This is a genomic window from Corallococcus sp. AB030, assembly GCF_003668965.1.
Classification (GTDB): Bacteria; Myxococcota; Myxococcia; order Myxococcales; family Myxococcaceae; genus Corallococcus; species Corallococcus exiguus.
The window spans coordinates 16485-36441 of sequence record NZ_RAWQ01000095.1; the positions used below are offsets into that span (position 1 = coordinate 16485).

14 protein-coding genes and 1 pseudogene are annotated in these 19957 nt (G+C 72.1%); 10 read left to right on the forward strand and 5 right to left on the reverse strand.

Annotated elements, in window-relative coordinates; all coding sequences use genetic code 11:
• The first annotated feature begins 59 nt into the window (after positions 1–59).
• Positions 60–470: a hypothetical protein gene (locus D7Y15_RS22360; protein WP_121753850.1), complete on the forward strand. Its 411-nt coding sequence runs from the start codon at positions 60–62 to the stop codon at positions 468–470.
• Here the strand turns inward: D7Y15_RS22360 and D7Y15_RS22365 are convergent.
• Together D7Y15_RS22365 and D7Y15_RS22370 are read right to left on the reverse strand one after the other, a co-directional pair.
• Entirely contained in the window at positions 412–2055 is a 1644-nt protein-coding gene (locus D7Y15_RS22365; protein WP_120577134.1) for an ATP-binding protein, read from the reverse strand. The genes D7Y15_RS22360 and D7Y15_RS22365 overlap by 59 nt on opposite strands.
• A 125-nt stretch (positions 2056–2180) precedes the next feature.
• Positions 2181–3008: pseudogene (locus D7Y15_RS22370) on the reverse strand (hypothetical protein); the annotation flags it as partial.
• A gap of 266 nt (positions 3009–3274) precedes the next feature.
• On the opposite strand from D7Y15_RS22370, the gene D7Y15_RS22375 reads away from it, so the two are divergent.
• On the forward strand, positions 3275–4606 hold the full coding sequence (locus tag D7Y15_RS22375) for a hypothetical protein (protein ID WP_121753851.1): 1332 nt from the start codon (positions 3275–3277) through the stop codon (positions 4604–4606).
• Between the two features lie 35 nt (positions 4607–4641).
• Here the strand turns inward: D7Y15_RS22375 and D7Y15_RS22380 are convergent, their stop codons facing one another.
• Positions 4642–7527 carry a PAS domain-containing protein gene (locus tag D7Y15_RS22380; RefSeq protein WP_121753852.1) on the reverse strand — a complete coding sequence of 962 codons (2886 nt, stop codon included), beginning with the start codon at positions 7525–7527 and terminating at the stop codon, positions 4642–4644.
• A gap of 185 nt (positions 7528–7712) precedes the next feature.
• Between D7Y15_RS22380 and D7Y15_RS22385 the strand changes: the two genes are divergently transcribed.
• Positions 7713–8093 carry a response regulator gene (locus D7Y15_RS22385; protein WP_120577131.1) on the forward strand — a complete coding sequence of 127 codons (381 nt, stop codon included), beginning with the start codon at positions 7713–7715 and terminating at the stop codon, positions 8091–8093.
• A gap of 10 nt (positions 8094–8103) precedes the next feature.
• On the opposite strand, the gene D7Y15_RS22390 is transcribed toward D7Y15_RS22385, so the two are convergent.
• Together D7Y15_RS22390 and D7Y15_RS22395 are read right to left on the reverse strand one after the other, a co-directional pair.
• Positions 8104–8499, reverse strand: a complete 396-nt coding sequence (locus D7Y15_RS22390; protein ID WP_158629088.1) for a response regulator — start codon at positions 8497–8499, stop codon at positions 8104–8106.
• A gap of 80 nt (positions 8500–8579) precedes the next feature.
• The gene (locus D7Y15_RS22395) at positions 8580–10124 is read right to left on the reverse strand and encodes a response regulator (RefSeq protein ID WP_158624410.1); all 1545 of its coding nucleotides are present in this window, start codon (positions 10122–10124) and stop codon (positions 8580–8582) included.
• Between the two features lie 202 nt (positions 10125–10326).
• On the opposite strand from D7Y15_RS22395, the gene D7Y15_RS22400 reads away from it, so the two are divergent.
• The 7 genes from D7Y15_RS22400 to cheB all read left to right on the forward strand — a co-directional run.
• Entirely contained in the window at positions 10327–10719 is a 393-nt protein-coding gene (locus tag D7Y15_RS22400; protein ID WP_120577128.1) for a response regulator, read from the forward strand.
• Positions 10716–12788: a chemotaxis protein CheA gene (locus D7Y15_RS22405; RefSeq protein ID WP_121753854.1), complete on the forward strand. Its 2073-nt coding sequence runs from the start codon at positions 10716–10718 to the stop codon at positions 12786–12788. Before D7Y15_RS22400 ends, D7Y15_RS22405 begins: the two co-directional genes overlap by 4 nt.
• A complete protein-coding gene (locus D7Y15_RS22410; protein ID WP_120577126.1) occupies positions 12785–13231 on the forward strand; it encodes a chemotaxis protein CheW in 447 nt (148 codons plus the stop codon). The genes D7Y15_RS22405 and D7Y15_RS22410 overlap by 4 nt, the downstream gene beginning before the upstream one ends.
• Entirely contained in the window at positions 13212–15755 is a 2544-nt protein-coding gene (locus tag D7Y15_RS22415; protein WP_120577125.1) for a methyl-accepting chemotaxis protein, read from the forward strand. The genes D7Y15_RS22410 and D7Y15_RS22415 overlap by 20 nt, the downstream gene beginning before the upstream one ends.
• The gene (locus D7Y15_RS22420) at positions 15752–18118 is read left to right on the forward strand and encodes a HEAT repeat domain-containing protein (protein ID WP_120577124.1); all 2367 of its coding nucleotides are present in this window, start codon (positions 15752–15754) and stop codon (positions 18116–18118) included. The genes D7Y15_RS22415 and D7Y15_RS22420 overlap by 4 nt, the downstream gene beginning before the upstream one ends.
• A gap of 13 nt (positions 18119–18131) precedes the next feature.
• A complete protein-coding gene (locus tag D7Y15_RS22425; protein WP_120577123.1) occupies positions 18132–18953 on the forward strand; it encodes a protein-glutamate O-methyltransferase CheR in 822 nt (273 codons plus the stop codon).
• On the forward strand, positions 18950–19957 hold a 1008-nt coding region (gene cheB, locus D7Y15_RS22430), incomplete at its 3' end, for a chemotaxis-specific protein-glutamate methyltransferase CheB (protein ID WP_121753855.1). The genes D7Y15_RS22425 and cheB, both read left to right, overlap by 4 nt.

Consider the following 19957-nt stretch of genomic DNA (forward strand, 5'->3'; position numbering starts at 1 on the left):
TCCACATCCGGTGGACGTGAGCCGCTGTCCATCCGGGAGGAAGGACGCAACTTCCCCGCATGAAAAAGCGACCCACCGTGCTGGTGCTCAACGGAAGCGAGGATCTCATCGAGGCACTGGAGGAGGTGCTCGACGGGGTGGGCTTCCAGACGAAGGGCGTGCGCGTGCAGGACGTCATCCGCGGCCCCCTGGACTTCGCCACGCTGGTGCGGGAGACGGCGCCGGCGGTCATCGTCTACGACATCAGCGTGCCGTTCCTCCTGAGCTGGCACGCGTTCCAGAAGCTGGCCGCGACCCCCGCCGCCGCGGGCATCCCCTTCGTGCTCACCACCACCAACCGCGAGGGCGCGAAGGAATACACGGGGCCAGATGTCATCGAGTTGCTGTTGAAACCCTACGACATCGACCAGTTCACCCGGGCGGTGAAGCAGGCGGCGAAGCGGGGGGCTGTCGAGGCAGACGCACGGTGAAGGTGGTGCCCGCCTCCGCCGTGCTCGTCACGCTCACGGTTCCGCCGTGGGCGTGCACCACCTGCCGCACGATGAAGAGGCCCAGGCCGATGCTGCGGTCCGAGCGGTCTGCCTGGTGGGGGGTGCCGCGCTCCAGGGGGGCGAAGAGGCGCGGCAGCAGCTCCGGGGAGATGGGAGCGCCCGCGTTGTGGACCTCCAGCACCACCGTGTCCACCGTCCCCAGGCTGCGCACCTGGATGGGGGCATCCGGGTCGCCGTAGGTCAGCGCGTTGCCCAGCAGGTTGCCCACCACCTGGGAGAGCCGGTCCGCATCCCAGGTTCCCGCGCCGTCGCCCGCGGAGGTGACCTGGAAGACGCGTCCGGGGGCGCGCGTCTGGGCCTCCTCGACGGCGGTCTCCACCAGGGCATGGAGGTCCGCGCCCTGGAGCTTGAGGGGGAAGTCGCCGTGGCGCACCTGGGTGAAGTCGAGCAGGTCGCGGATCATCCGCACGGCCCGTTCGGTGGCGGTGCGGATGCGGTGCACGCGCTGCTGCTGTGAGTCGTTGAGACCCGCGCGCTCCAGGAGCAGCGTGGAGGACAGCAGGACGGAGGACAGCGGGCTGCGCAGGTCGTGGCTCACGATGCCGATGAGCTGCCGCTCGAAGTCGCCGCGCTGGCGTGCCTCCTGCTCCAGCTGCTTCCGGGCGGTCACGTCCCGCAGGGCGCCCACCACCTGGACGACGCGCGCGGCTTCGTCACGGACGATGAGGGCGTGCTCTTCCACTTCCCGCCAGGCGCCGTGCGCGTCGCGGAACCGGTGGCTGCCGCGCCACACGTCGCCGCCGCCTTCGATGGCTTCGCTGAAGCCGCGCTGGACGGCGGCGAGGTCCTCCGGATGGATGTGTCTCCGCCACCAGTCCAGGCGTGGCACCCGCGGGTCGTCCAGCGGGCCCAGCAGGTCCTGTCCGCCGCTGCTCCACTCCAGGATGTCCGTCTGGGGGTTCCATTCCCAGATGGCGTCCTGGGTGGCGCGAGCGGCCAGCCGGAAGCGCTGTTCACTGTTCCAGGCGCGCAGCTCCGCGGCGCGGACCTCCTCGAGCGCGCTCTCCGCGAGGGTCCGGCGGGCCTGCTCGTCGGACAGGCTCTGGCGGTGGGTGTCGAGTTCCTTCGTCACCCGGGTCTCGCGCTGGCGCTGCTGCCGGCTCCAGTGGGCCAGACCCAGGACGCGGGCGACCAGCTCCTGGGCGCGGAAGGGCTTGAAGACGTAGTCATTGGCGCCCGCGCCCAGTCCTTCGACGACGTCCTCGGGACTCTGATGGGAAGTGAGCAGTAGGACGGGGATGCGGGCCGTGGCGGGGATGCTCCGGACGAAGGCGCAGACCTCCAGGCCGGTGAGGCCAGGCGTCTCCCGGTCCAACACGAGCACGTCCGGCGGCGTCTGGATGCCAAGCGCTTCCACCAGCACGGCCCCGTCGGGGAACACGGCGACGTCACACGCGGACGCGAGCGCGGCCTGCGTGGCCCGGGCTTCGGTGGGCGAGTCCTCCAACAGCCACACGGTGGGGCGTTCCGCCGCATCAGGGCGTGTCGTGGAGTCGGAGGGCATCGGAGGATGGACGGGGTCCTAGTGCGTCCGTCGGACACAAGTCCAGTGGCGGTGGGTAGTGGCCTCATGAGGAGTGGTTGCCCGGTGGACGTCCGGTCGCGCTGCGCGCACGCGCGTGGCTCCTGTCACGACCTGTGTCGCTCCGCTTCCCGGAAGAACTGCGTGAGCGAGTGCGTCAGCAGCGACTGGCGGGATTCCATGTAGCGGCGTGCGCGGAGGAAGGGCAGCCAGACGCGCTGGCCGACACGCACCTGAGACTCTTCGGGGTTCTGGCGCGAAATCCAGGTCCCCCCCAGGCGCTTCACCAGGATGCCACCCAGATAGGCCCCCAGGGCCGGGGCGGTGTGCGAGTCGATGAGGTCTCGCTTGTATCGCTCCGGGAAGTTCTCCCGCCAGAAGTAGAAGTCGAGGTCCGTGAGGGACTCCGGTGTCGCGTCGAAGATGCTGGGCACCTGGGTATGGAGGGCGGCCACGAGGCCTTCGGTCAGGTCGGCGTAGCCGCTGTGGACCTGCGCTGGACTCGCTACGTCCGAGGGCAGGGCGGCCGGGAGCCACTCTTCCGGTTCGGGTGGCTGGAAGGCATTGAGTTCAGCGATCTTCCGCTGACGTTCACTGATGGCGACCCTGTCCACCATCCGCGAAAGCAGAGCTGCCAGGTCCGGGTGGGAGCGGGGCTCCACGGGAGCGAGTGCGGCGCTGCGCTCATGCAGGGTCCGCAGCACCGTGTCGAAGTCGAGGTCGGGCCGCAGGTGGACATGCGCGCGGGCCTGGGCCATGCGCGCTTCGTCGCTGGCGAAGTCCGCGGCGGTAGGGCGCAGCACGAGGAGGACGGAGCCATTGGGGAGCTCCTCCACGCGGTGGGCGGGTGTGGACAGCACTCGCTCGCGGCCGACGGTTTCCACCAGCTTCGGGCCGAAGATGTTCAGCCAACACACCTCATAAACCTTGTCGAAGCGGAGACGTTCAGCTTCAAGAGTCGGGACCTCCTTGGCCTTGATGGGGCTGCTCTGGCTGCTCAAGTGGTTGCGGACGCAAGAGCCGCACTGAAGTGTTACGGTGAGACGTTGAATATCCGTAGGCCTGGGCTCGAACAGACGGCGCAAATCAAAAGAGTCCGATTGATCTACGAAGAGACCTTCAAGCCATTGGAACCTGATGCCCTTGAGCGTGCCGTGAATAGAGCTGAGCGTAGGGCAAAAGGAGTGGAGGTGCTGTTTCAATGAAGGCAATGAGTTCTCTTGAGCCGAAAGCAGGCGATCGCCTGCGATTCCTGCTGGACGGGGCACTTGGCCATCGAGCTGAATCGGACACCGAGCTCACGCCCTTCCTCGCAGCGCTGGAGTCTCACGCCGAAGGCTGGATGCCGGATGTTGTGAAGGGAGCGCAACGGCGAAAATACTCGCGCGCCTCCATCAAGAAAGCGTTGGAGGAGCAGCGCGATGAGCATGGAACATCCGTCGCACTTTACCGTGTACAGCCCTTGGTTGAGTTGACGCTCGATCTCGATCTTCCTCCATCAGGAAATCAGTTGAGCTGTAGCCTTGGTGTTCAGCCCCTCTCGTTGTTTTCAGAGCGAGGGCGGTGTCTCATGTTTTTAGATATGATCAGGACCTTGGCTGCGCACTACCTGGTCGACTACGCCATGGCTCATGGCATGGCGGATCGGCAGCTCGCAGGAGCTCCGTACTTCGGTCGTGATGAAAAGGCCTCGCGAAGGGATGGCTTCGACAAGATCTACGAGGTGTTCTGGCTCAATGTCTTCGGTCCCAAGCTCGTGGAAGGCGTAGGTCGCGAACGGGTGCTCTCGACGCCTGCGCACCTCGTGGAGGAACTCCCCAACGGCTCCGTCCTCCTGGTGCTGTGGCCTACCGCCGCGGACTTCGCCAGAGACGAAGCGCGAGTGGCCCAGGCCCGCGCCCATGTCCACCTTCGGCCCGACCTCGACTTCGACACGGTGCTGCGCACGCTGAGGGAGCGCAGCGCCGCACTCGTCCCCGTCGAGCCGCGCTTCCACCCGGACCTGGCACCGCTGCTCTCGCGCCTGCCGGACGTGTTCGCCATCAGCGAGCGGCAACGGAAGATCGCCGAGCTCAACGCCTTCCGGCCTCCAGCGCCGGAGGAGTGGCTCCCAGTCGCCCTTCCCTCGGACGTGGGGAATCCGCAGCGCGTCCTCACCTCCTACGGAGACCTGTCCGAAGGACTCGTGGCCGCGCTGCACACGAAGGTGCCGTCCATCATGGCCGCGACGCCCGAGTCCCTCACGGACCTGGACTTCCACTTCTGGCGGGAGAACTTTCCGGAGCGCTACAAGCGGGACCTCATCGACGGGCATACCGCCCCAGCCGTGGGGGCCTACCTGGGCGACGTGCTGGTGAAACACCTGAACGGGGAGTGGCTGCCACGGCGGAAGCTGGAGGAGTCCCAGGTGCGTGTCGGCCAGCGCGTCTGGCTGCCTTTCCTCCGCGCCCGCCGGTACATGCAGTCCCGCCAGTCGTTGCTGGACTCCTCGCTCACCCAGTTCTTCCGTGAGGCGGAGCGGCACCGGGCCTGATGGAGAGCGCTTCGCTCCATTCCACGCCAGCCGCACTAACTCTTCGCGTCCGCGTGCGGCAGCCGCACCGTGAACGTCGTGCCCGCCTCCCGCGTGGACGTCACGTCGATGGTGCCTCCGTGCGCATGCACGATGGTCCGCACGATGTAGAGGCCCAGGCCCACGCTGCGCGTCGCCGCGTCCATGCCCGGTGCCCCGCGCTGCATGGGCTGGAAGATGCGGGGCAGTACGTTGGAGGCGATGGGGGCTCCGCCGTTGTGCACCTCCAGCAGGATGCTCCCGGGCACCTCCCGCAGACGCACCGCCACCGGCGTGTCCTCCGGCGAGTACTTCAGCGCGTTGCCCAGCAGGTTGATGAGCAATTGCGTGACGCGGTCCGGATCCCAGCAGCCGCGCAGGCCCGCCTGCGGCAGTGACAACTGGAGGTCGCGCTCCGGGGCGGTCATCCGCACCTCCTCCACCACCTGACGCACCAGCGCCCCCAATTCCAGATCCTGGCACTGCACCGGGAGCCCGCCGCCCATGCGCGCCTGGGTGAAGTCCAGCAGGTCGCGGATCATCCGCACCGCGCGCTCCGCGGAGTTCTGGATGCGCAGGACGGCCTTCGTCGCGCGCTCGCTCAGGTCCTCGCGCTTGAGCAGCGACGACGTGCCCAGGGTGATGGCGCTCAGCGGGTTGCGCAGGTCGTGCGACACGATGCCCACCAGGTACTGCTCGAACTCCGTGCGCTGGCGCGCCGCCTCCTCCGCCAGCTTGCGCTCCGTCACGTCCAGCCCCGTGCCCACGAACCGCAGGGGCCGTCCGTCCGGCCCGAAGTGCACGTGGCCCCGCCCGGAGATCCATCGCTCGGCCTGGCCTGGCCTCGGGAGCCTCGCGCGGAACTCGCACGCGTACTCGCCGGAGCCTCCGGGCCGGGCGGCCTCCTCCATCGCGTGCTCCACCAGGGGCCGGTCCTCCTCCAGGACGAAGCGCATGGCCTCGTCGAGCAGCACCTCGCCTTGCGCGGGCAGGCCCAGCATGGCGCGGAAGCGCGCGTCCCAGGTGCCCCGGCCCGTGGCCAGCTCGATGTCCCAGCTGCCCATGTCCGCCGCGTCCAGCGCCAACCGCAGGCTCTCCTCGCTGGCCCTGAGCGTCCCCGCCAGGTCTTCCGCGCGCTGACGGGCCTGCACGGCTTCGGTGACCTCGTTGGCGACGACGAGGATGCCCTGGAGGCCGACCTCCGTCTCGTGCAGCGGCTGGTAGATGAGGTTGAAGTACGCTTCCTCCAGGGCTCCGCCCGCGGCCCGCGCCAGCCGCACGGGCAGTTCGTGGCCCACGTAGGGCGCCCCCGTGGTGAGCACTCCGTCCAGCAGCTCCCGGATGCCCTGGCCCTCCACCTCCGGCAGCGCTTCGAGCACGGGACGGCCCAGGACCTGGTCGCTGGTGCGGCCCCAGAGCTGGCAGACGCGGTCGTTGGCCAGCGCCACGACGTGCGCGGGCCCCCGGAGGATGGCGAGCGCGACGGGCGCCTGCCGCAAGAGCGCGTGCAACTGGCTCAGCTCCGTGTCGGCCTGGACGCGCGCGGTCCGCGCCTCCCGCAGCTGCTGTTCGTGTCCGTTCTGCGCCTCCCATCGGGAGGTGACGTCCTGCATGGCGCCCACCATGCGCACGCCCCGGCCCGCCGCGTCGCGCAGGATGACGCCCGTGTCCAGCACCCGCACGACGTCGCCCTGGCGGTTGAGGAACCGGTACTCGTCCTGCCAGCGCGCCTGCGTGCCCTGGATGGCCGCGCGGATGCCGTGCTCCACCCGCTCCCGGTCCTCCGGGTGGATGCGCGCCACCCACCACTGCGCCAGGGGGCCTATCTCCTCGGGCGCGAAGCCCAGCAGCCTGCGCGTCTCCCCGCTCCAGGCGACCTTCTGCGTGAGGAGGTTCCAATCCCAGACGGTGTCCGCGGCCGCCTGGCTGGCCAGCCGATAGCGCGTCTCCGACGCCTCCATCCGCGCGTGGGCTTCGCTCAGCCGGCCCATCAGCAGTGCGCGGTCGAGGATGCCGGAGAGGTACTCCACCAGCGTCTCCAGGAAGCGCTTGGCCCGCGGCGGCACCGGCCGGGCCTCCGCGAAGCCCACGCAGAGGACGCCCATCAGGGCGCCGTGGGGCCACAGCCGCAGGCCCAGCAGGGTGCTCCACGCACTGGCCTCCAGCCCTTCGCGTTCGAAGTCCTCCAGCCCCCGCGCCTGCGCGAGCACCAGCGGCTCCTCGGCGCGCGCCACCCGGCCCAGGAAGGACGGCCCCTGGGTGTCCGCCCACCGGCCGGCAGGCGGAACGAGGTGCAGGGTGTGCGCGGCGGGGAACAACCTCCGGCCGCCCGCGTCCACGAGGAACAGCTCCGCTCCGGCGGCCTCCATCGCTCGGGCGATGAGCTCCACCAGCGGCTTGAGCGGGCCCTGCATGTCCGTGCCGGGCTCCAGCGACCGGGGCGCCAGCGCGTCCATCTGGCGCAGGAAGCGCTTCTCCCGCTGGCGATCCTCCAGCGAGTCGCCGGAGAAGAGGAGCACCACGTGTTCCATGGCCTCCTCTATCTGCTGGAAGAGGCACTGAAGGTCCGAGGCGTCGGGCTTGCGCTCCGGCTGGGCGTCCTCCCAGAGCTGGGGGATGAGCCGCCCCAGGAGCGTGTATTCCTCCGTCGCGTCCTCCTGCGTGGCGCCCACGCGCAGCCGCAGGTTGATGTGGGCCTCCTCCAGGCGCGCCCGCGTCTCCAACCGCTCCGGCGTGGGGCCGTGCCGGCAGATGGCCGCGACCGAATGGAGGTATTCCGGGACCGTGGAGATGAGCTCCGAAGGCTTCAGTCCCTGCGTGCTCTCCAGCCCGCGCGCCGCCTCCGAGAAGCGCCGCACCAGGGCGTCCAGGTTGGCTTCGATGAAGTCCGCGATGAGATTCATGGGCCCGTAGAGAAGGGGGTAGGGGCTCGTGTCTCCCGGTGCAACCGACCCGCCTGGTTTCCCTCGTGATTCCCGACAGGCGGACGGGCGGGGGCCTGCCCCGCGTGAAATCACCGCACGCAGTGAGGGGCAGGGAGGCACGTCTTCCTTGGCGCTCGTAGCAATACCTGCGTAGGCTGCCGTCCGTGAGCAGCACCCCCTCGCGTTCCATCATCCTCATCGTTGACGACGAACCGGACCTGCGCGAGGTCGTGGCGGAGCTGCTGGAGATGGAGGACTACACGGTGCTCCAGGCCGCCAATGGCCAGGCAGCCCTGGACGTCCTCGCCGCCAACAACGACCAGCCCTGCCTGGTGCTGCTGGACCTGATGATGCCGGTGATGGACGGCCACGAGTTCCTCCACCGGCTGCGGGAGGACGCGCGCTACCGCGAGCTGCCCGTGCTGATGCTCACCGCCCACTTCTCCGCCAAGGCCCCGCCGGGCACGGTGGGCCTGCTGCGCAAGCCCGTGGACATCCCGGAGCTGCTGTCCATGGTGGCGCGGCACTGCCCCGCCGCCGCCTGAGCGCACGGCATCACGCCGTCGTGGTGTGCACCGCGATGGCGTCCAGCAGCGCCTCCAGCTTCACCGGCTTGCCCAGCCGTCCGGCCACGCCATGCGGCAAGGGCAGGGTGGGGTGCGCCGTGAGCACCAGCACCTGCATGAGCGCGAGCGCGCCCGTGCCGCGCAGGTGTTCGATGAAGGCGTGGCCGTCCATCACCGGCATCACCAGGTCCAGCAGGACGAGGGAGGGCATCCGCTCCTGCTCCGCCAGCAGGTTGAGCGCGTCCTGGCCGTTCATCGCCGTGAGGACGCGGTAGCCCTCCGACTCCAGGATTTCGCGCAGCGCCTCGCGGACGTCCTCGTTGTTCTCGACGAGGAGCAGGGTGGTGCGGTGTTGCGGAGTGGACACGCATGCACGGTAGGGCACGGGTGCCAGCGTTTCCAGGGGGCTCGTGGGCCTGGACGGCCGGGAGGCGCGGGAGCGGGGTGGCGTGCGCCCTCCGGGATTCATGCGCCGGCCCGGGGCAGCGTCAGGGTGAAGACCGTTCGCTGCGCGTCCGACGTCACGGTGAGCGTGCCCCGGTGGCCTCGGACAATCTGGTCGGAGATGAAGAGGCCCAGGCCCAGGCCCGACGGAACGTGGGCGCCGGTGCGCGCGCGCTGGAAGGGGTGGAACAAGGTCTCCAGCTCCGCCGGGGCGATGGTCTCTCCCGGGTTGCTCACCCGCGCGATGACCTGCTCCGGCTCGCTCACGAGCGTCAGCTCCACGGCGGCGTCCGGGGGGCTGTACTGGAGCGCGTTGCCCACCAGGTTGCTCAGCACCTGCGCCAGCCGGTCCGCGTCCCAGTTCCCCGTGAGGGGACCCGTGGACGTCACCTTCACGGTGCGGTGGGGGTGCACCAGCTCCAGCTCCTCCACCACCTGGCGCGCCACCTGGCCCAGGTCCGTGGCGGCCGGGTTCAGGGGGATGCCGCTGCCCAGCCGGCTGCGGGTGAAGTCCAGCAGCTCGGTGATCATCCGCGTCATCCGGTCCGTGCTGTTGATGATGCGGCTGGCGGTGCGCTCCAGCGCGGGGGGCAGTTGCTCGCTGGCGACGAGGAAGCTGGCGCCCATGCGGATGGAGCTGAGGGGGTTGCGCAGGTCGTGGCCCACGATGCCCAGGAAGCGCTCGCGGAACTCCGCGGACGCGCGCAGCTCCGCCTCCGCCTGCTTGTGCCGGGTGACGTCCACCAGCACGCTGCCCACGCCCACCACCTCCCCCCGGGCCGTGCGCACCGGGTGGTAGCTGGCCATCACGTACAGCTCGCCGTGGGGGACGCCCGGGTGCTCCAGCGTGAAGCCCAGCTCCTCCACGGGCTCGCCCGTCTCCAGGACACGGCGGAGGAGGGGCTCCAGCCGCGAGGCGAAGCGGGGCAGGACCTCCACCAGCGTCCGGCCCGGGTAGGCATCCACGGACAAGCCGTCCAGCTTCGCCATGCGCGCGTTGACGCGCACGAAGCGCAGGTCCCGGTCCAACAGCGACAGCCCCACGGGCGAGGACGTGAGCAGCGCGTCCAGTTGCGCGAACACCTCCGCCTTCTCCTCGCTCGAGCGCCGCACGTCGTCCGCCAGCCGCTTGGTGCGCGCGAGCGCGTCCACCCGCGCGCGCACCTCCTCCGTGCGGAAGGGCTTGGCCACGTAGTCGTTGGCGCCCGCGCGCAGGCCCTGCACCAGGTCCTCCGGCCGGCCGTGCGCGGTGAGCAGCAGGACCGGCAGGGCCTGGGTCTCCCGCTGTCCGCGCAGGAACTGACAGACCTCGGGACCGGACATTCCCGGCATCTCCCAATCCAACACCACCACGTCCGGTGCCCGCCCGGCGTGCAGCCTTTCGAGCATCGCGGCGCCGTCAGGGAACGTCTCCACCTGGAAGCCCGTTCCCAGCGCGGTCTTGATGAAGCGCGCCTCGCTGGCGCTGTCGTCCACCACCCAGACGCAAGGTGCGTGCTCCAGGGGGAGTGGAGGCGGGCCCGGCGGGTGGGGGAAGGAGGCGTCGGGCGGAGGAGGCGGGCGCATGGTTGAAATTCGGTCCCCGGTGCGGAAAAACAGGAGGGCGCAGGGTGCCGGATGTGCGGGCGGTCGTGGCGCTTCGTCGCCCGCCGTGGCACATCGTCCAAGGCGGGCGTGGACCAGCCAACGTTCAACGCGCGCCGGATGACTCATTTCTTTCAGCGGATCGGAATCGATCTAGCTTGGCCGGTCGTTTCCAGAGGACGCCATGCCCGAGGTACTCGTCGTCGATGACAGCAAGGTGATGCGCGACATGGTGGTCGCCTGCCTGCGGCCCTATCCGGAGAGCCACTTCACCCAGGCGTCCAGCGGGTTGGAGGCCATCGAGCAGCTGTCGCTCAAGCCGTACGACCTGCTCGTGCTGGACCTCAACATGCCGGACATCGGTGGCATCGAGGTGGTGGAGTTCGTGCGCGGACAGGACCACCTGCGCAACCTGCCCATCATCATCGTCACCACGCGTGGCGACGAGGCGTCCCGTGAGCGCGCGTTGCAGGCCGGCGCGGACCGCTTCATGACCAAGCCCTTCACGCCGGACTCCATCCAGGGCGCCGCCCGGGCCCTTCTGGAGAAGACCCCGGCCGAGGCGCCGCGCGGGTGACGGGAACCGGGGAGTTCGCGGAGTTCCTCCCCGCGTACCTGGCGGAGGCGGATGAGCTGCTTGCCTCCGCGCAGAAGGACCTGCTCGCGGTGGAGGAGGCCGTTCGCAAGGGGCAGGCCCAGCCCCGCGCGGTGCGCGAGTTGTTCCGCGCGCTGCACACGCTCAAGGGCCTGTCCGCCATGGTGGACGTGGAGCCCGTCGTCTCCGTGGCGCACTGGATGGAGGCGTCGCTGCGGCTGGCGGATCAGGCCGGCGGCCGGCTGCCCGAGTCCAGCGTGGAGCCGCTGGTGGAGGGCTTGCGCGCCATCGAGCTGCGCGTGCGGCAGCTGGGCGCCGGGAAGACGGCGTCGCCCGCGCCCGCGAACCTGCTGGAGCGGCTGGAGGCGCTGGGGCCGCAGGTGCGGGACGCGGCCCCCAAGCGGTCCCGGCCCGTGAAGCTGGACGCGGAGGCCGCGTTCGCCTCCCGCCTGACCCCGTCCGAGCGCGAGCAACTGGAAGGCGGGCTCGCCGGAGGCCAGCGCGCGCTGCGGCTGGACTTCGTGCCCTCGTCGGAGCGCGCCGCGAAGGGCCTCAACATCAACACCGTGCGCGAGCGCGTGGCGAAGCTCGCGGACATCGTGAAGGTGCTGCCCCTGTCCGGCGCCGCCGCGGGGGGCGCGTCGCTCGCGTTCGCGCTGCTGCTGATCACCCGCGCGGAGGACGTCGTGCTGCTGGACGCCGTGGGCGGTGCTCCCGCCACGGTGCGCTCGCTGGAGGCCGCCGGACCCGCCGAGCCGGCGCCCGAGGACGGGGTCCCGGTTGGCGCGGAGGGCGCGCCCGGTCCCGCCGTCCTCGAGGAGGAGCTGGACGAGCCGGAGGTGCGCCGGGGCGGTGGCCTGCTGCGCGTGGAGGTGTCCCGGCTGGACGAGGCCATGGAGTGGCTGGCGGCGCTCGTGGTCAACCGCTCGCGGCTGACGCGCGCGGTGGCGGCGCTCACCCAGGCGGGCGCGCCCACGCGGGAAATCACCGCCATCCTCCAGGAGAACGGCCGGCAGCTGCGCGACCTGCGCTCGGCCATCCTGCGGCTGCGCATGGTGCGCGTGGGTGACGTGCTGGAGCGGCTGCCCCTGCTGGTGCGCGGCCTGCGCCGGGCCACGGGCAAGGCGGTGCGGCTGGAGCTGGACGTGGGCGACGCGGAGCTGGACAAGGCGGTGGCGGACCGGCTGCTGCCCGCGCTGGTGCACCTGGTGCGCAACGCCGTGGACCACGCGCTGGAGTCCCCCGAGGAGCGCCAGGCCGCGGGCAAGGCCCAGGAAGGGCTGGTGCGCCTCGGCTGCCATGCGCGCGCCAGCGGCCAGCTGGAGCTCACCTTGCGCGACGATGGACGCGGCGTGGACGCGAAGGCGGTGGCGAAGGCGGCGAACGCCCCCGTGCCGGACTCCGCGGACGCGCTGCTGGACCTCTTGTGCCGGCCCGGCCTGTCCACGCGCCAGGAGGCCACGCGCACCAGCGGCCGGGGCATGGGCATGGACATCGTGCGCCGCATCGTCGTGGAGCAGCTGGGCGGCGAGCTGCGCATGGACACGCGCAAGGGCGTGGGCACCACCTTCACCCTGAGCGTCCCCCTGACGGTGACGCTGATGGACGCCATCGTCTTCGAGTGCGCGGGCCGCCGGTACGCGGTCGCGGTGGGCACCGTGGAGGAGCTCATCGACGTGGCGGGCGTGGTGCGCCCCGCGGGCGCGGACGGCATCGGGCTGGTGCAGCGCCGGGGCGCGGCGGTGCCGCTGGTGTCGCTGGTGTCGCTGCTGGACGCGACCGGGGACGCCAGCGCGGCGGGCCAGGGCGCCAAGGCGCTCATCGTGCGCCAGCGCGGGGAGCCGGTGGCCTTCGCGGTGGACCGGCTCGTGGGACAGCAGGAGATCGTCCTGCGGCCGTTGGAGGATCCGCTCGTGCGCGTGCCTGGCGTGGCCGGCGCCACGGACCTGGGTGACGGCCAGCCCACGCTGGTGCTGGACCTGGGCGCGTTGGGCGCGGCGCGCGCGGGCCGCCGCAAGCGTGCGACCAGGGCAGGGGAGTGGGTGTCATGAACGTGCTGCACGTGCTGTTCAAGGTGGACGGGACCGAATACGCGATGCCCGCGGCGGACGTGGTGCAGATGGAGTCCTTCACCGGCGCGACGCCGGTGCCCGGGGCGCCCGCGCACGTGGCCGGCCTGGTGCAGGTGCGCGGCCGGGTCATCCCGGTGGTGGACGCGCGCGCCCGCTTCGGGCTGCCGGCGGGGACGCAGTCCCTGGATTCACGGGTGGTTGTGGGGCAGCTGGGCGAGCGCACCGTGGGGCTGCTCGTGGACAGCGCCCGCGAAGTGCTGAAGCTGGACCCCCGCACCATCCAGCCGCCCCCACCCATGGTGGTGGAGGGCGCGAAGGGGTTCGTGAAGGCCGTGGCGCAAGTGGGCCCCCGGCTGGTGATGCTTATCGATTTCCCCCGGGTGGTGGGGGAGGAGGCGGCGGATGTCGACGGACAACGGTAACAGCGTGCGCAAGCTGGAGGACGCTCGCGCGCTGGCGGAGCGCGCCTCGCTCCAGGTGGCGGAAGGCGTGGGGCTGGTGAAGTCCACCGAGCAGCTGGCGACGCGGCTCGCGTCCGCGGGCAACGACCAGGCGGCGGCGGGCGAGCAGGTGCGGATCGCCATCGAGTCCGTGGCCGCGCAGGTGGAGCAGACGAGCACCGCCGTGCAGTCGCTGGTGCGCAGCCAGCTGTCCGCGGGCGAAGCGGCGAAGGGCGTGCAGCAGGAGGCGGAGACCAACGCGGCCACGATGCAGGAGGTGACGGCGTCGGTGTCCGGCGTGCGCAAGGACGCGGGCTCGCTCGCCTCCAGCGCGGACGTGACGGCCTCCACGCTGGAGGAGGTGGCGCGCTCGGTGAAGGGCGTGAGCGCCAACGCGGAGGACCTGGCCGCTTCCAGCGAGGAGTTGCTGGCGAGCATGCAGGAGATGACCGCCACGGTGGAGGACCTGGTGTCGCGCAACCAGACCAGCGCCGCCACCACGGAGGAGGTCGCCGCCACCATTGAAGAGATGTCCAAGGGCATCACCCGGCTGGCCGCGGACGCGCAGGGCGTGGGCGAGCGCATGGGCCAGGTGTCCGGCGCCGTGGTGTCCCTGGGCAAGACGCTCCAGGACGTGGTGCGCGACGCGGCCGCCATGGCCTCCAGCGTGGAGGATACGGCCGCCACGTCGGAGCAGGTGGCCCGCAGCGTGCGCGGCGTCGCCGAGCACACGCGCACCCTGGAGGCGAGCGCCGTCACCACCGCGTCCACCGTGCAGGAGGTGGCCGCCAGCGTGGAGGAGGTGGCCGCCACCGCGGAGAAGAACGCCGCCGTGGTGGACGCCAACGCGGCCACCATCGAGCAGCTGTCCCGCTCCGCCCAGGCGGTGGCCCGCGGGGCGGAGAGCATCAACGGCCTGGCGTCCACCAGCGCCACCGCGTCCTCGCAGCTGGAGTCCTCCACGCGCCGCGCGGCGCAGCTGACGGAGGAGGCGCGGCTGGCCGCGGAGCGCGTGGGCACGAGCGCGCGCGAGGGCGGCGCCACGGTGGGGCGCTCCATCGCGGGCTTCGGCCGCATCCGCCAGTCCATCGTGGAGTCGTCCGGGGTGATGAAGGAGATGGGCCGGCGCGCCGAGGAGATTGGCGACATCGTGCAGACCATCAACCTCATCGCGGACCGCACCAACCTCCTGTCGCTCAACGCCAGCATCGAGGCGGCGCGCGCGGGTGAGCACGGCCGCGGCTTCGCGGTGGTGGCGGAGGAGATTCGCGCCCTGGCGGACCGCGCGGCGGCGGCCAGCAGTGACGTGGCGAAGATTGTCCGGGGCCTCCAGACGACGGCGCGCGAGGCGGCGGTGGCCACCGGTGAAGGCGTGCGCGCGGCGGACGAGGGCGCGGCGCTGGCGGGAGAGGCGGAGCGCGCGCTGGGCACCATCCTCAAGGGCGTGGACGAGCTGGGCTCGAACGTGCGTGAGGCGTCGCGCGCGTCGGCGGAGCAGGTGCAGGCGGTGCAGGCGCTGGTGCATGCCACGGCGAAGGTGAGTGAGCAGGGGCGGCTCATCGCCGCGTCCGCGGTGGAGCAGGCGCAGGCCGCGCAGGCGCTGACCCAGGGCGGCACGGAGATGCGGCGCATGGCGCGGCAGACCACCCAGGCCACCCAGGACCAGGCCAAGGCGCTGCGCGACGCGGTGCGCTCCAACAACCAGCTGACGGAGGTGGCGGAGAAGGTGTCGCGCGCCATGCAGGAGCAGGCCCAGGCCGCCACGGACCTGGCCCGGGGCGCCGCGCAGATGCGCCAGCTGGTGCAGGGCGTGAGCGCCGCGGTGATGACGCAGGGCCAGCAGGTGGGGGCCCTGGGGGCGACAGCGCAGGAGGTGGCGTCCTCCACGCAGCGCACGCTCACCGGCATCTCGGAGCAGGCCAAGGCCGCGCAGGAGGTGACGAAGGCCATGGAGGCCACGCGCAAGGAGGTGGCCCAGTCCACGCGCGCCATGTCGGAGCAGGCCCGCGCGCTCAAGCAGGGCGAGCTCGCCAGCCGTCAGGTGGCCACCCTGGCCAAGGAGGTGACGCGCGCCACGGACGAGCAGGCCCAGGCGCTCACGAGCCTGGTGCGCGGAGCGGAGGAGGTGCGCCGGGTGGCGAAGACGACCGCGCGCGCGCTGGATGAGCAGACGGACGCCCTGTCCCTGCTCACCCTGTCCGCCGCGAAGCAGGCCACGGGCGTGGCGGCGGTGGCGAAGGCCGCCCTGGACCAGGCCACGATGAGCGAGCAGCTGGGCCGGTCGGTGGAGGACATGCGCATCCGCGCGAAGGAGATCGCCGGCACCACGGCGGAGCAGGCGCGCGCCATGGCCGTCACCGCCAAGGAAGTGAAGGAGGTCGCGGGCCGGCTGGGACAGCTGTCGCGGCTGAACGGAGAGCAGGTGGAGGGCTTGAGCCACCTGAGCGGCCTGTTGGGCGCCACGGAGCCGGGGACGTCCCGGAACACGCGGGAGCAGTCCACGTGAGCAGCACGACCGCGAAGCACCCGTTATCGTTGTCCGCGGAGGACCGCGCCCGGGTGGAAGAGGTGGACCAGCTGGCGCGCCGGGGCCCGGCGAGCCTGCCGGTGCTGGTGAACGGGCTGGACGCGCCGTCGTGGGCGGTGCGCCGCGCCGTGGTGTCCGCGCTGGCGCGCCTGGGCTCCGCCGCGGTGGAGCCCCTGTGCCAGGTGCTGTGCCACCGCCGGGACAACGAGGCGCGCATCGCCGCGGCGGTGGACGCGCTGGTGGCCGCCACCGGCGACGTGGAAGGCCCGGTGGAGCTCCTGGGGGACGACCCCAACCCGGCCATCGTCTGTGACGCCGCCCAGGTGCTGGGGCGCCGCCGCAGCCGGCGGTCCGTGCCGCTCTTGTCGCGGCTCATCGTCCACCCGGACGACAACGTGGCGGTGGCCGCCATCGAGGCGCTGGGCCGCGTGGGCGGCGGCGCGGCGGTGGACGCGCTCCTGTCCTCGCTGGGCAGCGGCAACTTCTTCCGCATCTTCCCCGCCATCGACGTGCTGGGCCGCTCGGGCGACCCCACCGTCGTGCCGGCGCTGATGGCGCTCTTGTCCGACCCCTTCTACGTCCTGGAGGCGGCGCGCGCGCTGGGCCGCACCGGCCAGGAGGCCGCGGTGCCCGCGCTGGTGGGCCTGCTCCAGCGCGGCAACGACGCGGTGGTGCGCGTGGCGGCGGTGGCGCTCGTCGAAATCCACGACGCGCAGGTGCAGCGCTTCGGCGGCGCGCGCACGGTGCCGTCGGTGCTGCGCTCCAGCTCGTCGGAGCCGCACCCCACCGGGCGCCGGCTGGCCCAGGTCATCGCGGGCGCGGACGCGGGGGAGAAGACCGCCGTCGCGCGCCTCTTGGGCTGGGTGGGCGGCGCGGACGCGGCCACGGGGCTCTTGAAGCTCCTGGACTCGCAGGACCTGGGCGTGTCGCGCGCGGCCGCGGCGGCCCTGGGCGAACTGGGCGCGGAGGCGGACGCGCAGATTCTTCAGGCGCTGCGCGAGGGTGACAGCTCGCGCAGGCGGGCGCTGCTGCCTTTGGTGGGCAAGCGCTCCGCGGCGGTGCCGGACGTGCTCCTGTGCCTGGAGGACCGGGACGCGACGGTGCGCGCGCTGGCGGCGGAGACGCTGTCGCGCATCGGCGACACGTCCGCGGTGCCGGCCCTGTTCGCGCGGCTGGCGGACGAGGACCCGCGCGTGTCGCAGGCGGTGGTGGGCGCCATCCAGTCGCTGGGCAGCGAGACGACGGAGACCCTGGCGCTGGAGGCGGCGCGCTCCGCGGACGCGCGCCAGCGGCGGGCGGCGCTGCGCATCGTGGCGTACTTCGGCTACCCGCGCGGCCTGGACGCGCTGCTGCTCGCCATGCGGGATCCGGACGAGCGGCTGCGCGACGCGGCCATCTACGGCCTGCCCTTCATCGACGACCCGCGCGCGGTGGACGCGCTGCTGGCCGCCGCGAACCACGAGTCGGAGCGCACGCGCGCCACCGCCATGCGCGCGCTGGGCCAGACGGACAAGCAGGCGCGCATCACCTCCACGCTGCTGGGCGGCTTGAACGACCGCGACCCGTGGGTGCGCTACTACGCGTGCCAGTCGCTGGGGAAGCTCAACGAGGAGGCCGCCGCGGACGCCATCGTCGCGCTGGCCAACGACGACGCGGGCCAGGTGCGCGTGGCGGTGGTGGACGCGCTGGCGCACATGCACACGGAGAGCGCCATGGCGGCGCTGCGCCGGGCGGCCTCGTCAGCGGACGCGGACGTGCGCCGCGCGGCCCTCCTGGGGCTGGGCGTGGCCCGGCGGCCGGACGCGCTGCCGGTGCTGCTGGAGGCGGTGCACTCGGAGGACCCGGCCACGCGGCTGGTCGCCCTGTCCGCCGTGGCGGAGTACGACGCGCCGGAGACGCTGCCCGCGCTCCTGCGCGCCGCCGGGGACCGGGATGACAGCGTGCGCAGCGCGGCGGTGGGCTTCCTCGCCACGCGCACGGGTTCGCATGCGACGCAGCAGCTGGTGTCGCTGCTGGGCGACGTGATGCTGCGCGAGCAGGTGGTGTCCGCGCTGGCGCTGCCCGTGGAAGGGCGCCTGCCCGGGCTGATGGCGGCGCTGGAGGCGGCGGACGACTCGACGGCGCCCCTGCTGGTGGCGGCGCTGGCGCGCATGCGCCGGGCGGACGCGAAGGCGGCGCTGATGCAGTCGCTCATCGGCGCGAGCCCCGCCGGACGCCGGGCCTCCGCGCCCGCCGTGGCGGCGCTGGGCACGGTGGAGGCACGCGAGGCGCTGGACAAGGCGGCCCACCGCGACGAGGACCCCGAAGTGCGCCGCGCCTGCCTGCTGGCACTGGGGCGCTAGGACACCCACGGCCATGAGTGCGCTGCCGCTGTCCCCGCAGGTCCTGGCCATCCTCTCGATGCTCATCGAGCAGCGCTCGGGCCTGCACTACGGGCCCGAGGACCGGGACCTGCTGGCGGAGAAGCTGTCCACCCGGGCACTGGATGCCGGGTTCGACTCGCTGCTCGACTACTACTACTTCCTCCGCTACGACCCGAAGGGGCCGGAGACGCTGGCCTCGCTGGTGGAGGCGCTGCTCGTCCACGAGACGTACTTCTTCCGCGAGCCCCAGGCGCTGGAGGTGCTGGTGGACGAGCTGCTCGTTCCGGAGGTCCGCGCCGGCCGCAAGCCCCGGGTGTGGTGCGCGGCGTGCTCCACCGGCGAGGAGCCCCTCACGCTGGCCATGCTCCTGGACTCGCGCGGCGTGCTGGGGGACGTGTCCATCCTGGCCACGGACCTGAGCTCCAAGGCGCTGGAGCGCGCGAAGTCGGGAGAGCACAACCTGCGCTGCCTGCGCGCGCTGCCCCCGGGCGTGATGGGGCGCTGGCTGACCATGGTGGACGGCCGTCCCCGCGTGCGGCCGGACCTGATGGCCCGGGTGGAGTGGCGGCAGCTCAACCTGGTGGACACGGAGGGCTACCCGGAGCCGGGCAGCTGCGACGCCATCCTCTGCCGCAACGTGCTCATCTACTTCCAGGACGACACCGCGCGCCGCGTGGTGGACAGCATCACCCGGACGCTGCGGCCCGGAGGGCACCTGGTGGTGGGCACCTCCGAATCCCTGATGCGCTTCGGCACGGCGCTGCGCTGCGAGGAGCGCCGCGGCGCGTTCTTCTACAGCAAGGCGGACTCATGACGTTGCGCGTGCTGGTGGTGGACGACTCGGCGTTCGCGCGCAAGGTGCTGCGCAAGGTGCTGTCGGAGGCGGAGGGGCTGGAGGTGGTGGGCACCGCGCGCGACGGCCTGGACGCGCTGGAGCGGGTGGCGGAGCTCAAGCCGGACGTCATCACCCTGGACCTGGTGATGCCGTCGCTGGACGGGACGGGCTTCCTGCGCGCGCTGGCTGGCATGCCGGACGCGCCGCGCGTGGTGGTGGTGAGCAGCGCGGGCACGGACAGCGAGCTGGCGGTGGCCGCGCTCCAGGCGGGCGCGGTGGACATGGTGCACAAGCCCACGGCGCTCGCCACGGACCGGCTCTACGAGCTGGGCGCGGAGCTGGTGGAGAAGGTGCGCATCGCGGGGCGCGCGGTGCCGCGCTATCAGCAGGAGCTGGCGGAGACCGCGGACGCCCCGCCCTCGAAGCCCCTGCCCGCGACGTCGACGAAGCTGCTGGCGGTGGGCACGTCCACGGGCGGGCCGCAGGCGCTGACGCGGTTGTTGTCCGCGCTGCCCAGGGACTTTCCGGCGCCGGTGGTGCTCGCGCTGCACATCCCCGCTGGCTACACGGAGGCCGTGGCCAAGCGGCTGGACTCGCAGAGCGCGCTGGAGGTGGTGGAGGCGAGCGACGGCATGGAGCTGGTGCCGGGCCGCGCGGTGCTGGCGCGCGCGGGCCACCACCTGAAGGTGGCGCGGCACGGGGCGCTCAACCTGGCGCGCCTGGACCGCCATCCGCTGGGCACCCCGCACCATCCCTCCGTGGACGTGCTCTTCCAGAGCGTGGCGGAGGTCTGGGGGCGGGACGCGCTGGGGCTGGTGCTCACCGGCATGGGCGAGGACGGGCTCCAGGGCGCGCGGGCCCTGCGCGCCGCGGGGGGTGTGGTGCTCACGGAGGCGGAGTCCTCCTGCGTGGTGTACGGCATGCCGCGCGCGGTGGCGGAGGCGGGCCTGTCCAACGGCAGCGCGCCGCTGGAAGACCTGGTG